The 15857-nt window shown below is 72.8% G+C and carries 13 protein-coding genes; 9 read left to right on the top strand and 4 right to left on the bottom strand.

The features are described from left to right. Positions 1–8: 8 nt before the first annotated feature. The gene (locus tag FJK98_RS22855; protein ID WP_145920833.1) at positions 9–2891 is read right to left on the bottom strand and encodes an aconitate hydratase; all 2883 of its coding nucleotides are present in this window, start codon (positions 2889–2891) and stop codon (positions 9–11) included. Positions 2892–3053: 162 nt separating this feature from the next. Here FJK98_RS22855 and FJK98_RS22850 point away from each other — a divergent pair, with 162 nt between their 5' ends. The 4 genes from FJK98_RS22850 (at position 3054) to FJK98_RS22835 (ending at position 5178) form a co-directional block, all read left to right on the top strand. Next, positions 3054–3446: a VOC family protein gene (locus FJK98_RS22850; RefSeq protein WP_145920832.1), complete on the top strand. Its 393-nt coding sequence runs from the start codon at positions 3054–3056 to the stop codon at positions 3444–3446. Positions 3447–3483: 37 nt separating this feature from the next. Further along, entirely contained in the window at positions 3484–3918 is a 435-nt protein-coding gene (locus FJK98_RS22845; RefSeq protein WP_145920831.1) for a VOC family protein, read from the top strand. A gap of 33 nt (positions 3919–3951) precedes the next feature. After that, positions 3952–4437: a YcxB family protein gene (locus FJK98_RS22840; protein ID WP_145920830.1), complete on the top strand. Its 486-nt coding sequence runs from the start codon at positions 3952–3954 to the stop codon at positions 4435–4437. Between the two features lie 84 nt (positions 4438–4521). Next, the gene (locus FJK98_RS22835) at positions 4522–5178 is read left to right on the top strand and encodes a DedA family protein (protein ID WP_145920829.1); all 657 of its coding nucleotides are present in this window, start codon (positions 4522–4524) and stop codon (positions 5176–5178) included. Between the two features lie 67 nt (positions 5179–5245). On the opposite strand, the gene FJK98_RS22830 is transcribed toward FJK98_RS22835, so the two are convergent. The 3 genes from FJK98_RS22830 to FJK98_RS22820 all read right to left on the bottom strand — a co-directional run bounded on the left by FJK98_RS22830 (position 5246) and on the right by FJK98_RS22820 (position 7266). Next, complete coding sequence (locus tag FJK98_RS22830) at positions 5246–5902, bottom strand: C39 family peptidase (RefSeq protein ID WP_088645640.1); 657 nt, start codon at positions 5900–5902, stop codon at positions 5246–5248. A gap of 360 nt (positions 5903–6262) precedes the next feature. Continuing rightward, positions 6263–6988, bottom strand: a complete 726-nt coding sequence (locus FJK98_RS22825) for an alpha/beta hydrolase (protein ID WP_145920828.1) — start codon at positions 6986–6988, stop codon at positions 6263–6265. Positions 6989–7083: 95 nt separating this feature from the next. Further along, positions 7084–7266, bottom strand: a complete 183-nt coding sequence (locus tag FJK98_RS22820; protein WP_145920827.1) for a hypothetical protein — start codon at positions 7264–7266, stop codon at positions 7084–7086. Between the two features lie 19 nt (positions 7267–7285). Between FJK98_RS22820 and FJK98_RS22815 the strand changes: the two genes are divergently transcribed. From FJK98_RS22815 to pulA, 5 genes are all read left to right on the top strand, one after another. Beyond that, complete coding sequence (locus tag FJK98_RS22815) at positions 7286–7960, top strand: hypothetical protein (protein ID WP_145920826.1); 675 nt, start codon at positions 7286–7288, stop codon at positions 7958–7960. Between the two features lie 37 nt (positions 7961–7997). Further along, positions 7998–8387: a hypothetical protein gene (locus FJK98_RS22810; RefSeq protein WP_145920825.1), complete on the top strand. Its 390-nt coding sequence runs from the start codon at positions 7998–8000 to the stop codon at positions 8385–8387. 88 nt (positions 8388–8475) lie between these two features. Beyond that, a complete protein-coding gene (locus FJK98_RS22805; RefSeq protein ID WP_145920824.1) occupies positions 8476–9240 on the top strand; it encodes a hypothetical protein in 765 nt (254 codons plus the stop codon). A 105-nt stretch (positions 9241–9345) separates the two neighbouring features. Beyond that, positions 9346–10116: a cellulose-binding protein gene (locus tag FJK98_RS22800; protein ID WP_145920823.1), complete on the top strand. Its 771-nt coding sequence runs from the start codon at positions 9346–9348 to the stop codon at positions 10114–10116. A 155-nt stretch (positions 10117–10271) separates the two neighbouring features. After that, complete coding sequence (pulA, locus tag FJK98_RS22795) at positions 10272–15767, top strand: pullulanase-type alpha-1,6-glucosidase (RefSeq protein ID WP_145920822.1); 5496 nt, start codon at positions 10272–10274, stop codon at positions 15765–15767. Positions 15768–15857: the final 90 nt, after the last annotated feature.

Here is a 15857-nt window from a genome sequence, read left to right as displayed (position 1 = left end):
GCCGGACGTCAGCTGGCGATCATGCGGCGCAGCACGTACTGGAGGATGCCGCCGTGGCGGTAGTAGTCCGCCTCGCCGGGGGTGTCGATCCGGACCACCGCGTCGAACTCGACGCCGGTGTCGGTGCTGACCCGCACCGTACGCGGGGTGTCGCCGTCGTTGAGCGCGGTCACCCCGGTGATGGAGAAGGTCTCCGTGCCGGTGAGGCCGAGCGACTCGGCGGTGGTGTCCACCGGGAACTGCAACGGCAGCACACCCATCCCGATCAGGTTGGACCGGTGGATGCGCTCGTAGGACTCGGCGATGACCGCCCGGACGCCGAGCAGCATGGTGCCCTTGGCCGCCCAGTCCCGCGACGAGCCGGAGCCGTACTCCTTGCCGGCCAGGATGACCAGCGGCACGCCGGCGGCCTGGTAGGCGGTGGAGGCGTCGTAGATGGTGGTCTGCTCGCCGGTGAGGTGGTTGACGGTGAAGCCGCCTTCAGGGAGCGCAGCTCCCGCATCGGAACCGGCGCCGGGGAGCCGTAGCTGGTTACGCAGCCGGATGTTGGCGAAGGTGCCCCGGATCATCACCTCGTGGTTGCCCCGGCGGGAGCCGTACGAGTTGAACTCGTGGCGCGGCACGCCGTGCTCGGCGAGGTACCGGCCGGCGGGGGAGTCGGCCTTGATCGCGCCGGCCGGGGAGATGTGGTCGGTGGTGACCGAGTCGCCCAGCTTGGCCAGCACCCGGGCGTCGGTGATGTCGACGACGGGGGTCGGCTCCTGCTGCATCCCCTCGAAGTACGGGGGCTTGCGCACGTAGGTGGAGTCGTCGGCCCAGGCGAAGGTGTCGCCGGTCGGGGTGGGCAGCGACTGCCAGCGCTCGTCACCGGCGAACACGTCGGCGTACGCGGCGCTGAAGCCGGTCGCGCCGATCGCCTGGGCGATGACGTCCTGGATCTCGGCGGTGTTGGGCCAGATGTCGCGCAGGTACACCGGGTTGCCCCCGGTGTCCTCGCCGAGCGGTTCGTTGGCCAGGTCGATGTCCATCGTGCCGGCGAGCGCGTACGCCACCACCAGCGGCGGGGAGGCCAGGTAGTTCATCTTGACGTCCGGGTTGATCCGGCCCTCGAAGTTCCGGTTGCCGGACAGCACCGACACCACCGACAGGTCGTGCTCGTTGACGGCGGCGGACACCTCCTCGGGCAGCGGACCCGAGTTGCCGATGCAGGTGGTGCAGCCGTAGCCGACCAGGTTGAAACCGAGCTTGTCGAGGTACGGCGTCAGGCCGGCCCGCTCGTAGTAGTCCATGACGACCTTGGAGCCGGGCGCCAGGGTGGTCTTGACCCACGGCTTGCGGGACAGGCCCTTGTCGACGGCGTTGCGGGCCAGCAGGGCGGCCCCGATCATCACCTGCGGGTTGGAGGTGTTGGTGCAGGAGGTGATCGCGGCGATCACCACCGCGCCGTGGTCCAGCTCGTACTCCACGCCGTCGCTGCCGGTGACCCGGACCGGGTTGCTGGCCCGGCCACCGGCGCCGACGGCGGCGGTCTCCAGGTCGCGCGGCTCGTCGGCGGGGTCGCTGAAGTCGTTGGCCGGCGGGTCGCTGGCCGGGAACGACTCGGCGCTGGCCTCGTCGGCCGGGCCGTTCGCGCCCCGGGGCAGCTGTTCGCGGGCGACCCCGGGCTTGAGGTCGGGCTCAACGGCGGAGTCGTCGGCGACGTAGTCGGTCAGCGCCGAGCGGAACAGCGTCTTGGCGGCCCCGAGCGGCACCCGGTCCTGCGGGCGCTTCGGCCCGGCCAGGGACGGCTCGATGGTGCCCAGGTCCAGCTCCAGGCGCTCGGAGTAGTCCGGCTCACGCTCCGGGTCGTGCCAGAGCCCCTGCTCCTTGGCGTACGCCTCGACCAGCGCCACCTGGGCCGCGTCGCGGCCGGTCAGCTCCAGGTAGCGGACGGTCTCGGCGTCGATCGGGAAGATCGCGACGGTGGAGCCGTACTCGGGGGACATGTTGCCGATGGTGGCCCGGTTGGCCAGCGGCACGGCGCTGACGCCGGGGCCGTAGAACTCGACGAACTTGCCGACGACGCCGTGCTTGCGCAGCATCTCGGTGATGGTGAGCACCAGGTCGGTGGCGGTGGTGCCGGCCGGCATCTCGCCTGCGAGCTTGAAGCCGACGACCCGGGGGATGAGCATGCTGACCGGCTGGCCGAGCATCGCGGCCTCGGCCTCGATGCCGCCGACGCCCCAGCCCAGCACGCCCAGGCCGTTGACCATGGTGGTGTGCGAGTCGGTGCCGACGACGGTGTCCGGGTACGCCTGGCCGTTGCGCTCCATGATCGTCCGGGCCAGGTACTCGATGTTGACCTGGTGCACGATGCCGGTGCCGGGCGGGACGACCTTGAACTCGTTGAACGCGGTCTGGCCCCAGCGCAGGAACTGGTAGCGCTCCCTGTTGCGCTCGTACTCCAGTTCGACGTTGCGGGCGAAGGCGTCCTCGCGGCCGAACAGGTCGGCGATGACCGAGTGGTCGATGACCAGCTCGGCCGGTGCGAGGGGGTTGACCTTGGTGGCGTCGCCGCCGAGGTCGCGGACCGCCTCGCGCATGGTGGCCAGGTCGACCACGCAGGGTACGCCGGTGAAGTCCTGCATCAGCACCCGCGCCGGGGTGAACTGGATCTCCACGCTCGGGTCGGCGGTGGGGTCCCAGGAGCCGAGCTGGGAGATGTGGTCGGCGGTGATGTTCGCGCCGTCCTCGGTCCGCAGCAGGTTCTCCAGCAGGATCTTCAAGCTGTAGGGCAGTCTGTCGTGCCCCGGCACCTGGTTGATCCTGAAAATCTCGTAGCTCGCGTCTCCGACGCGTAGCTGGGTCTTCGCACCGAAGGTGTCGAGGCTCGCCACGTCGTACTCCTTCACACCAGCGACCGTGAGTAGTCCTGAGCAGTCTGTCGCACCGGGCGGAACGTCGCCCAGGTTAGGTAACACTTACTGCCGATTCGTCGTCTTCCAACAAAACCGTACGTCCGTCTTGCTATCGACGCAACCTCGTGCCAGGGTTCGGGACGAGGAGGTGCCACCATGATCCATCATGTGCTGCTCGCCTGCCCGCCCGGTACCGAGGCGTCCTCCCGGGCCTTCTACGTGGGCATCCTCGGCCTGACCGAGAAACCCAAACCCCCGGCCCTCGCCGCCCGTGGCGGCTGCTGGTTCACCGGGTACGACGCCGAACTGCACCTCGGCGTCGAGATCGACTTCCGGCCCGCCCGCAAGGCGCACCCCGCCCTGCTGCGCCCCGACCTCGACGCGCTCGCCGACCGGTTGGCCCGCGCCGGGCATCCGGTCACCTGGGGTGACGACGACGAGCTGCCCGGGATGCGCCGCTTCCACACCGCCGACCCGCACGGCAACCGGCTGGAGTTCGTCGCCCCGCTGCCCGACCGGACGGCACCGCCGGCGGGCCCCGATCGCTGAGCGCCGTCGTGTCGGACCCGGCCGCTACGGTGTGCCGATGGCGTCGGTCAAGCAGGTCCAGGTCACCGTCGACTGCGCGGAGCCCGAGCGGGTCGCCCGCTTCTGGTGCGAGGTGCTCGGTTACGTCGTGCCCCCACCCCCGCCGGGGTTCGCCGACTGGGGCGAGTTCGACAGGTCCCTGCCGCCCGAGCGTCAGGGCTCCGCGTTCGCCTGCGTCGACCCGTCCGGCGCGGGCCCGCGACTGTTCTTCCAGCGCGTGCCCGAGGGCAAGGTGGTCAAGAACCGGCTGCACCTCGACGTACGGGTCGGCACCGGGCTGGTCGGCGAGCAGCGGGTGGCCGCGCTGGAGGCGGAGTGCGCCCGGCTGGTCGCCCTCGGTGCGACCCGGGTACGCCTGCTGCCCGCCGCCGGCCACGACGAGTCGTGCCTGGTGATGCAGGACGTCGAGGGCAACGAGTTCTGCCTCGACTGATCGCCCGGCCGCGCGCCGCACTATCGTTTCCGCGTGCACATCCGTTTCGACGTCCCCGCCGACCCCGCCTACCCGGGCCGGGTGGCCGCCGCGCTCAGCAGCGTCCGGCTGCGCCGGTTCACCCTCATCGGCGTGGCGCTGGCGACGGCCGGAGCGGCCGGCCTGCTCGTCTCCCGGGGCGGTCGGTTCTCGTCACTGTGGCTGGTGCTGCTCGTGGGCGGGCTGCTGTCGACGCTCTACGCGCCGTGGGTGCGCTGGCGGGCCCGACGCCGCTCCGACGACTACGCGGTCGAGGGCGGCTACGACATCACCGACGACAACATCATGATGCGCAGCGGCTCGGAGTCCGGCGGCATCGCCTGGGACGGGGTGGCGCAGGTGCGGGAGGCCGGCGACTTCTGGATCGTGTACGTCGGCCGGATGCCGGCGACGGTGATCCCCCGCTGGCTGATGTCCCCCGGGGACGCCGCGACGTTGCACGCCTTCATGACCGACCGGGGCCTGCTCGCACCCCGCTGACCGCACCGTACCGCCTTCCCGGGGGGCCCGCCCGGCCCGTTCGGCGCGGGTAGGGTTCGAGGTCGGGTCGGAAGGGGTGCCGCAGTGGTCGACGTTCAGCACTGGCTCGTAGCGCTTCCCCCGGGGGTGGTCTACCTGATCGTCGCCGGGGTGATCGGCGTCGAGAGCATGGGTGTCCCGTTGCCGGGCGAGATCGTGCTGGTCAGCTCCGCCCTGCTGGCCGCCACCGGGGTGGTCGAGCCGCACTGGGTCGCCACCGCGGCGGCGTTCGGCGCGATCGTCGGCGACTCCGTCGGCTACGCGGTCGGTCGCCGGGGTGGTCGTCCGCTGCTGGCCCGGCTGGGGCGGCGCTTCCCGAAACATCTGGGGCCCGCACAGCTCGCCCGCGCCGAGCAGAGCTTCGCCCGGCACGGCGTCTGGGCGGTGTTCTTCGGCCGGTTCGTCGCCCTGCTGCGCATCCTGGCCGGGCCGCTGGCCGGCGCGCTGCACGTGCCGTACCGGCGGTTCCTGGTGGCCAACGCGGCCGGCGGCCTGGTCTGGGCCTTCGGCACGACCTACCTGCTCTACACCCTGGGCCGGGCGGCCGAGCACTGGCTCAAGGACATCTCCTGGGCCGGCCTGGTCCTGGCCGTGCTCGGCGGGGTGGCCAGCACCTGGTGGCTGCGCCGCCGCGCCCGCCGGCTGGAGTCGACGACCACCACCGACGGGGCCGAACCGGTGGCGGCCGGCACCGACCGCTGACCCACGCACGGGTACCGACGACGAACGGGCCGCCCCCGGGGTGGGGGCGGCCCGATCGGTGTCCGGGTCAGGACGAGTAGCCGCGGGTGGCGATCCAGTCGGCGAGGTTGTCCACGCTCATCCGGTAGGACGCGGTGTCCGGGTTGGCCGAGTCGGCGATGGTCACGGTCTTCCCACCGTCGCGGTAGCCGATGACGCTGATGTAGTGGCCACCCTCGAAGGAGTGGGCGTTGCCGTCGGTGTCCACGGCGGTGCCGGCGATGTTGGCCACCACGGCCCGGCCGTCGTCGACGGTACGCACGATGTCGGCGCGCAGTTCGTCGGTCTGCTTGTCGTCGGCCTTGGCGCTGCGGATCTCGGTGCTCTCGTACGCCTTGCGGCCGGTCTCCTTGTTCAGGACGGGGGTGATGTCGTTGATGCTGTCGGTGCCGGCCTCGGTGGTGCGCATCTCCTTGGCCATGGCGTCGACGTCGATCTTCTTGCCCTGGACGGACAGGGCGTTGCGGGTCGCCGCGGGGCCGCAGTAGTAGAAGTTCGGCTGCGCCTGGTAGTCCACCTTCAGCTCACGCTCGCCGGCGGGCCGGCGCTCGGCCTGCACGGCGGCGGGTGCGCCGGTACGGGCCTCGGCGGCGTAGGCGGCGGTCAGCGGGCCGGCGATGGCGCCGGTGGTGAAGGCGAGGCCGGCAGCGGTCAGGGCGGTCTTGCGGATCAGATCGGTACGCATGGTCGCGTGCTCCTCTGCATCGGGGGTGTGGCGGACGCCCACAGGGGGGTGGGGCGTCGCCGGAAGTTCAGGGGGATCGCCCGGCGATCGGGGGGACCTGCTCGGGCGTCCGGGGAGGTGTAACCGACCCGGTGGCGACCGCATTCCACGGTCGGGGTTCCGGGGCCGTCCCCCGGGGGCGGGGGAGTGGCGGTGGTATGCCAGGTACAACGCCCCGGCCCCGGTGGCGATTCCGCCGTGGGGGTGGCCCCGGCCACGGGACGATCGGGCACGAACGGACCTGTCCGGTGCGGAAACCCCGCGCCGAACCGGACATCCGGCCCGGCACCGGACCCGGCGCGGGAGGCGGCCGACCCAGGCTCAGTCGGCGCGGATCAGGTCGACCACCGCGTCCCGGGCCGCCCGGACGGCGTCGCGGGACTGCGCGGTGTGGTCCAGGATGTCGAAGGCGTGCTGACCGTCCGGCACCTCCACCAGGCGCACCGGTCGACCGGTGCGGGCGGCGGTGTCCAGGAACGTGGCGATGCCGGCCAGCAGCCCGGGGAGTTTGTCCCGGCCGGCCCGGGTCAGCACCACCGGTGTCGTCGAGCCCGTGCCGAGGGCGTCGACCGGCAGGAACCGGGGCGGCACCTCCCAGCCGGGCAGCGGGACGAGCAGCGGATAGGTCAACGCGATCCCGCGCACCCAGGCCGGCGCGGCGCGCAGCCAGTCGGCCGAGAACAGGCACCCGCCGGAGAAGAACCAGAGCACCACCCGCTGCGCGTCCACCCGGGGGTCGGCCCGGACGGCCTCGACCAGACCCGCGATCTCGTCGGCGGTGGCGGGCAGCCCGGCCAGGTCGGTCACCCGGTAGCTGACGACGGCGGCGACCAGGCCCTGCTCGGCGAGGAGCGCCCCGTAGCCCCGGTAGAGCAGCCAGTCCCGGGGGTCCGGCGCGCCCGGCGGAAGTGGGGCACCGTGCACGATCACCACGACGGGGTGCGGGCCGTCACCGGTCGGCAGGTGCAGGTCGACCTGGCCGTGCCGCTCCACCGGTGCGGCGGGCGGCGCCAACACGAAGGGTTTCCGCTCGACCTGATCGTCCATGCCGGGAGCCTAGCCGTCCACGGCCCGTCGGACCGCCCGTCGGGACCACCGTGGACACCGCCGCGGCCGACCGGCGGCGGACGGCCCGGGGTCGGTCAGGCCGGGTCGTCGGCGGGCTTCGCGGCCTGGGCGTGCCGCTCCCGCAGCCGGTCCCGGATCTCCTCCGGGGTGTACGCGCGACGCCGCCGTTCGGCCCGGGCGACGACCACCCCGGTCGCGGCGACCCCCGCGAGACCCGCCAGCCCGAGGACCTTCCACCACTGCATCCGTTGCCGCATCGGCCTAGGGTAGACGCCCATGAGCATCAGCCTGGACGAGGCCGTCGACCTGACCCGCACCGGTGACGTCTGGGTGTTCCGGGGGCGCAGCGTGCCGGACCGGGCCATCCAGTTCACCACCAACAGTCCCGTCAACCACGTCGGCATGGCGGTGGTGCTGGACGACATGCCCCCGCTGATGTGGCACGCCGAGCTGGGCCGGTCGCTGCGGGACATGTGGACCGGCACCCACCAGCGGGGGGTGCAGCTGCACGACCTGCGCGACGCGGTCTGCGTCTGGGCCAACCGGTACGGCCAGCGGGCCTGGCTGCGTCAGCTCGAACCGTCGGCGGATCCGACGATGGAGCAGGCGGTGCTGCGGACGGTGGCCCGGCTCGACGGCACCCCGTTCCCGTCCACCGCCCAGTTGGCCTGGCGGTGGGCCCGGGGGCGGGTGCCGCAGCTGCGCCTGCCGCTACCGGGCCGGCGGGACCGGGAAGGCGAGCGGGCCGACCTGCCGGCGGGTGACAGCGCGCTGGAGACCGCGTACTGCGCCGAGGTGGTGGCGGTGACCTACGAGGCGATGGGGCTGCTGCCGCCCGGCCGGCGGCCCAACTGGTACGACCCGGGCCGGTTCTGGAGCGGCGACGACCTGGACCTGGCCGGCGACGCGCGGCTCGGCGCGGAGATCGAGGTGCGTATCCCGCCCCGGTGAGGTTTGCCGGCGGCCGGGGACGGCAATTGGTGTCGCCGTGAGAGCTTCCACCGACCTCGACACGTTGAGCGACTTCTTCGACCGGTACGGGGTGGCGCTCACCACCGGTGACGTGCCCACCATCGCCGGCTGCTACGCCCTGCCGGGGCTGGTGGTCGCCGACACCTACAGCTTCTCGTTCAGCACGATGGCGGCGGTGGCGCTCTCCTTCGTGGGTGCCGCCCCCGACTACCAGGAACGGGAGCTGGTCGCGGCGCACGCGCTGATCGAGGAGGTGGAACCGGTGTCCGCGCTGCTGACCATGGTGGCGGTGCGCTGGGAGTTCCTGGACAGCCAGGGCCGGGCGGTGCCCGGGGAACGCTACCGCTACCTGCTGCGCGGCACCGAGGACGGCCCGGCGATCTGCACCGTCGTCCGGACCGGCTGACCGCCGGGTCGCCCCCGGCCACGCCCCCGGTGATCATCCCTACCGGACGGTCGCTAATCTCTGCGTACAGGGTCGACCGAGGAGGGCCATGCCGGGCACGCGTGGGACGCGGTGGACGTCCCGACTGCCCCAGGCGGTCGCCGCGATGCCCTGGCTGCTCGCCTCGATCGGGGTGATCGTGCTGCTCCTGCTGCTGGTCAAGGCCCTGGTGGCGGTGGTGGGTCACGATCGTTACGCCGAGCACGGTGCCGGGTCACGCAGCGAGGCCGTGATGGTGCCCGGGGCACCGGTGGCGACCGGGTCGGCATCGGCGTCGGCATCGGCGTCGCCCACCCGCACCCGGCGGGCCACCGGCGGCGGGACCGGCGCGACCCCACCGGCGACCGGTCGGACGCCCGCCGCGTCCCGGTCGGCCAGCCCGTCGGCGTCGGCGTCGGTGTCGCCGTCGGCCCTGGCCCTCTCGCCGACACCGGCCACGCTGCTCAACGACGACGCCCCGGGCATCACCTACCGGGGGCGGTGGGCGGTCTCGCGGAACCGGCCGTACGGCGACCACCGCGACGACGTGCACTACACCGTCCACGACGGGGACTCGTTCAGCTTCACCTTCACCGGCACCGGCCTGGACTACATCACCTCGCGCGACCCCGAGTACGGTGACGCCGACGTGTGGGTCGTCGACTCCGGTGGGCGACCGGTGAAGCAGCAGCGGGTGAGCGCGCGGGCGCACCGTTACCAGCCGCAGCAGACCGTGTTCAGCGTGCAGGGGCTGCCGGCCGGGCGGTACACCATCTGGGCGGTCAAACGCGGCGGGGTCTACTTCCAGGTGGACGCGCTGCGGGTGCGCGGCTGACGGGACGAACGAACTGTCCGGTTAGGACAAAGTCCGGACGTTGGGTACTTTCCGACAATCGCCTGAATCGTTACTCTTCTCGGACGGGGCCGACCAGGGAGGGTCATGTCCGGCATGCGTCGCGCGCAACCGCGGGCACACGGAGCGGGTGCGCTGGCGTCGTCGCCATGGGTCGTGGTCGCCACCGGCGTGCTGGTGATGGTGGTGCTCCTGATCGTCGCGTTGGCGTCGTACCGCAGCCGGGGGCCGGCGTTCGAGGCCCGGCCGGCCGATCCGCTGCCGACGTACTCGCTGCCCGGCTCGGGGGCGACCAACCCGGCCCGGGTGGCGGCGAACCTTCCCGAACCGGTGGTCCCCGGGCTGACGCCCCGCCGCACCGATCCGCCCCCGGTCGAGGTGCCCGTGGTGGTCGTGCCGGGCGAGCCGTCGGCCGGGGACGACGTGCCCGTGCCGCCGGCCGGCGGGGTCGTGCCGCCGCCCGGCGACCCGGACGGTGGGCAGCCCCCGGCGACCACGCCCGCGCCACCGCCGCCGGCCGCGCCGCCGTCGTCGCCGGTGACCGGCCGGTTCAGCGTGCGGGACAGTTGGAACAACGAGGCGTTCATCGGTGAGGTGCTGCTCTACAACCGCGACCGGGTGTCCCGGCCGTGGACGGTCCGGTTGGTGCCGCCGCCGGGCAGCCGGCTGGTCACCTCGTGGGTCGAGGGCGCCCCGCAGGGCACTCCCCGGATGTCCGGCGGGGTGTTCACGTACACCAGCGGGGTGAACGTCGGGCCCGGCACGTCGGTGCCGTTGCGGTTCCACTTCGAGAACACCGGCGGCAGCATCCGGCCGTCGCGGTGCACGGTCGACGGGGTGCCCTGCTCCGGTCTCTGACCCACCGGTCGGGTCCTCGGCCGCCGTCCGGACCACCTGTCGGTGCTGCGTTCTGCAAGGTTGCTGCCGTATTGCAGCTTCGTTTGCAAGGTATTGCAGAATGTTTCGGCAAGGGCTAGCGTGCGGGCGAATCAGCGACCATAGGAAGGCCGTCGATGAAACCCCCGCTGCCGCGCAAGGCGCTGCTCGCCCTGGTCTCCACCCTCACCCTCGCTCTCGTCGGCGTCCCGGTCGCCGTCCGTCAACTCGGCGCCGACGCCACCGACCGGCCGTCCACCATCGACGCCCTCGCCGCGGCCGGCGCCGCCCAGTGGGACGCCGAACCCGCCACCGGGGCGCTGCTCGACGCCGGCACCGGTAAGGGGCGCGCCGAACAGTTCTACTTCGTCCTCCCGGACCGGTTCGCCAACGGCGACCGCCGCAACGACACCGGCGGCCTGACCGGGGACCGGCTGCGCACCGGCCTCGACCCCACCGACAAGGGCTTCTACCACGGCGGCGACCTCAAGGGCGTCATCGACAAGCTCGACTACATCCAGGGCCTCGGCACCACCGCCATCTGGCTGGCGCCGGTGTTCAAGAACCGTCCCGTGCAGGGCAGCGGCGCGGACGTCTCCGCCGGCTACCACGGTTACTGGATCACCGACTTCACCCAGGTCGACCCGCACTTCGGCAGCAACGAGGAGATGAAGCGGCTGGTGAAGCTGGCCCACCAGCGGGGCATCAGGGTCTACCTCGACGTCATCGTCAACCACACCGCCGACGTCATCAGATACGCCGAGGACAGGTACGCCTACGTCGACAAGAAGACCGCGCCGTACACCGACGCGCAGGGGCGGGAGTTCGAGGACCGCAACTACGCCGACGGCGCCCGGGACTTCCCGACGGTGAACCGGGACTCCGGGGCGTACACGCCGACCTTCGCCACCCCGGCCGACGCCCGGGTCAAGGTGCCGGCCTGGCTCAACGACCCGACGATGTACCACAACCGGGGCGACTCCACCTTCTCCGGCGAGAACAGCGAGTACGGCGACTTCTACGGCCTCGACGACCTGTGGACCGAGCGGCCCGAGGTGGTCCGGGGCCTGACCAAGGCGTACGGCGACTGGATCGCCAGCACCGACGTCGACGGGTTCCGGCTGGACACCGTCAAGCACGTCAACCTCGACTTCTGGCCGCAGTTCAGCCAGGGCATCAAGCGCGCCGCCGACAAGGCGGGGAAGAAGGACTTCTTCATGTTCGGCGAGGTCTACAGCGCCGACCAGGAGGTCACGTCCACCTACGTGCGGCGCGGCGGGCTGCCGGCCACCCTCGACTTCTCCTTCCAGGAGGCGGCGCGCGGCTACGTCACCGCCGACGGTTCGGCGAAGGCGCTCGCCGACGTCTACGCCAAGGATTCGCTGTACGCCGCGCGGGACACCGACGCCAGCCGGCTGACCACCTTCCTCGGCAACCACGACATGGGCCGGATCGGCTCGTTCATCGCCGCCGCCGGTGGGGACGACGCCCGGCAACTCCAGCGGGACCGGCTCGCCCACCAGCTGATGTTCCTCACCCGGGGGCAGCCGGTCGTCTACTCCGGCGACGAGCAGGGCTTCACCGGCCCCGGCGGGGACAAGGACGCCCGGCAGGACATGTTCGCCACCCGCACGGCGGAGTACCTCGACGACGACCTGATCGGCACCACCCGCACCCACGCCAGCGACCGGTACGACACCACCCACCCGCTCTACCGCACCATCGCCGAGCTGGGCCGGCTGCGGGCCGCCCACCCCGGCCTGCGCGACGGCGTGCAGGTCACCCGGTACGCCGCCGACGGGCCCGGCGTCTTCGCCTTCTCCCGGATCTCCCCGGCCGACCGCACCGAGTACCTCGTCGCGGTGAACAACGCCGGCACCCCGCAGACTGTCACCGTGGACACCTGGTCGCCCGGCACCACCTTCACCGGCATCTACGGCGGCACGGCCACCCCGACCGCCGGCACCGACGCAAAGCTGAGCCTGACCGTGCCCGCCGGGGCGGCCGTGGTGCTCCGGGCCGGCCGGCCCGTGCCGCAGCCCACCGCCAGGCCGGCCGTCACCCTCACCGAGCCGGGCACCGACCCGGTCGCCACCCGGGCCGCCGTCACCGCGCAGGTGACAGGCGACCCGCTGGCCACCGTCACCGTCGCCGCCCGGGTCGCGGGTGGCAGGTGGACCCTGCTGGGCAGCGCGCACACCGCGCCGTACACCGTGCACCACGACCTGACCGGGCTCGCCGGGGGCACCCGGGTGGAGTACAAGGCGGTCGTCCGCGACGGGAAGGGCCGCACCGCCGCCACCCGGTCGACCGGGGTGGTCGGTACCCCGGCGCAGGGCGCGTCCCGGGACTGGGTGGTGGTGCACTACCAGCGTCCCGCCGGGGACTACGCCGACTGGGGGCTCTACGCCTGGGGTGACCTCGACCCGGCGTACGTCACGCAGTGGCCCGCCGGGCAGCCGTTCGCCGGGGAGGACTCGTACGGCCGGTTCGCCTGGGTGAAGCTCAAGCCCGGGGCCAAGTCCGTCGGGTTCCTCGTGGTCGACAAGGCGGGCACCAAGGACGTCGCCAACGACCGCACCATCGACGTGACCACCACCGGCGAGGTGTGGGTCAAGCAGGGCGACCCGGCGCTCTATCCCACCCGGCAGGCCGCCACCGGCGAACCCGACCCGCCCGTCGACCCGAACACCGCGATCATCCACTGGCGCAAGGCCGACAACGACTACGCCGGCTGGGGCCTGCACCTGTGGGACGGGGCGGCCACCCCGACCGACTGGTCGAGCCCGCTGCTGCCCGAGCGGATCGATGCCTTCGGCGCGCTGTTCCGGGTGCCGCTGGCGGCCGGCGCGACCGGGCTCAGTTACATCATCCACCGGGGCGACACCAAGGATCAGCCCGACGACCAGCGGCTCGACCTCACCGGGGTCGGCCACGAGGTCTGGCTGCTGGGCGGGGTGCCCGGCCGGCTGCTCCCCGCCACCGCCACCGGGACGGCGAAGGATCTCGACATCACGAAACAGCAGGCGCAGTGGATCGACCGGTCCACCCTCACCTGGGCCGTCGGCCCGACCGACGGCAGGTCGTACGCCCTGGTGGCCGCCCCGGCGGGTGGGCTGGGCGTGGTCGACGGCGAGCTGTCCGGGACGTACACCTCGCTGCCGTTGCGGGCGCAGCGCAACGGGCTCACCGAGGCCCAGCGGGCGGCCTTCCCGCACCTGTGGGCCCACCAGGCGTTCCGGCTCGACCGGGCCGACCTGGCGAAGGTGCCGGCGGCGTTGCGCGGACAGCTCGTGGTGACCGAACGGGACGCCCGGGGCGCGCTGCTGCGCGCGACCGGGGTGCAGATCCCCGGCGTGCTCGACGACGTCTACCGGGCCGCCACCGACGCGACGCTCGGGGTCAGCTTCGCCGGCCGGGTGCCCACCCTCGCGGTCTGGGCACCCACCGCCCGCACGGTCACCCTCGAACTGTCCGACACCCCGGCGGCGTCGCCGCGCACGGTGGCGATGCGCCGCGACGACCGCACCGGCGTCTGGTCGGTACGCGGCAGCCGCGACTGGACCGGCCGGTACTACCGCTACCGGGTGCAGGCATGGCAGCCGGCCGCCCAGAAGATCGTCACCGCGTCGGTCACCGACCCCTACTCGGTGGCGCTCGCGGCGGACTCCACGCACAGCCAGATCGTCGACCTGACCGATCCGGCGCTCGCCCCGGCCGGCTGGTCGGGGCTGCGCAAGCCGGCCGCGCCGCCCGCGTCGAAGGCGCAGATCTCCGAACTGTCGGTGCGCGACTTCTCCATCGCCGACGACACCGTGCCGGCCGCCCGGCGGGGCACCTACCTGGCCTTCACCGACCCGGACACGGCCGGGATGCGGCACCTGAGGGCGCTCGGCGACGCCGGGGTCAACTACCTGCACCTGCTGCCGGTGTTCGACTTCGCCACCATCCCCGAGAAGCGGGCCGACCAGCGGCAGCCCGACTGCGACCTGGCGGCGCTGCCCCCGGACTCCGACCGGCAACAGGCGTGCGTCGCGGCGGTCGCCGACACCGACGGCTACAACTGGGGGTACGACCCGCTGCACTACACCGTCCCCGAGGGCGGCTACGCCGTCGACCCGGACGGGGCGCGGCGGACCGCCGAGTTCCGCCGGATGGTCGCCGGGATCAACGGCGCCGGCCTGCGGGTGGTGCTGGACGTGGTCTACAACCACACCTCCGCCGCCGGCACCGACGCGAAGTCGGTGCTGGACCAGGTGGTGCCCGGCTACTACCACCGGCTGCTCGACGACGGCACCGTCGCCAACTCGACCTGCTGCGCCAACACCGCCCCCGAGCACGCCATGATGGGCAAGCTGGTGGTCGACTCGCTGGTCACCTGGGCCAGGCAGTACAAGGTGGACGGCTTCCGGTTCGACCTGATGGGCCACCACCCGAAGGCGAACATCCTGGCCGTCCGGGCCGCGCTCGACCGGCTGACCCTCGCCCGGGACGGCGTCGACGGAAAGAAGATCCTGCTCTACGGCGAGGGCTGGAACTTCGGCGAGGTCGCCGACGACGCCCGGTTCGTGCAGGCCACCCAGGCCAACATGGCCGGCACCGGGATCGGCACCTTCAACGACCGGCTCCGCGACGCGGTCCGCGGCGGCGGCCCGTTCGACGCCAACCCGCGCGTGCAGGGCTTCGCCTCCGGCCTCTACACCGATCCCAACGGTGACGACGCCAACGGCACCGCCGCCGAGCAGAAGACCCGGCTGCTGCACCAGCAGGACCTGATCAAGGTGGGGTTGACCGGAAACCTGCGCGGCTACCGGTTCACCGACTCCGCCGGCCGGGAGGTCACCGGGGCGCAGGTGGACTACAACGGCTCCCCGGCCGGCTACACCGCCGCCCCGGGCGAGGCGGTCACCTACGTCGACGCGCACGACAACGAGATCCTGTACGACGCGCTGGCGTACAAGCTGCCGACCGGCACCTCGGCGACGGACCGGGCCCGGATGCAGGTGCTGGCCCTGGCGACCACCGCCCTCGGGCAGGGCACCGGGTTCGTGGCGGCCGGCTCCGAGCGGCTGCGGTCGAAGTCGCTGGACCGCAACTCCTACAACTCCGGTGACTGGTTCAACCAGATCCGCTGGGACTGCGCCCGGGGCAACGGGTTCGGTGCCGGGCTGCCACCGGCCGCCGACAACCAGGACAAGTGGCCGTACGCCAAACCGCTGCTCGCCGATCCGGCCCTGGTGCCGGGGTGCGCCGCGATCGACCTGGCCGACGCCCGCTACGCGGAGCTGCTGGAGATCCGGCGGTCCTCGCCGGTGTTCGGGCTGACCACCGCCGAGCAGGTGCAGCAGCGGGTCGCGTTCCCGCTGTCCGGGGCGAAGGAGACCCCGGGGGTGCTCACCATGACCCTCGACGCCCGGGGGCTCGGTGGCCGGTGGACGTCGGTGACCGTGGTCTTCAACGCCACCCCGTCGACGGCGAAGCAGACGGTGGCCGGGCTGCGGGGCACCGACACCACCCTGCACCCGGTGCTGGCCGGCTCGGCCGACCCGGTGCTGCGGACCGCCTCGTTCGACCGGGCGGCGGGCACCTTCACCGTGCCGGCGCGCAGCGTGGCGGTCTTCGTGCGGCGCTGACGCGGGCGACGACCGGCCCCCCTCCGCGTGTCGCGGAGGGGGGCCGGTGCGTGTCCTGCCCGGTGTGCCGCCGTCACCGGCCGCACGTCA

The sequence above is a fragment of the Micromonospora sp. HM134 genome, assembly GCF_007833915.1.
Taxonomy (GTDB): Bacteria; Actinomycetota; Actinomycetes; order Mycobacteriales; family Micromonosporaceae; genus Micromonospora; species Micromonospora wenchangensis.
The sequence above is the reverse complement of the archived record's forward strand: the minus strand, read 5'-3'. Positions and strand labels throughout refer to the sequence as shown.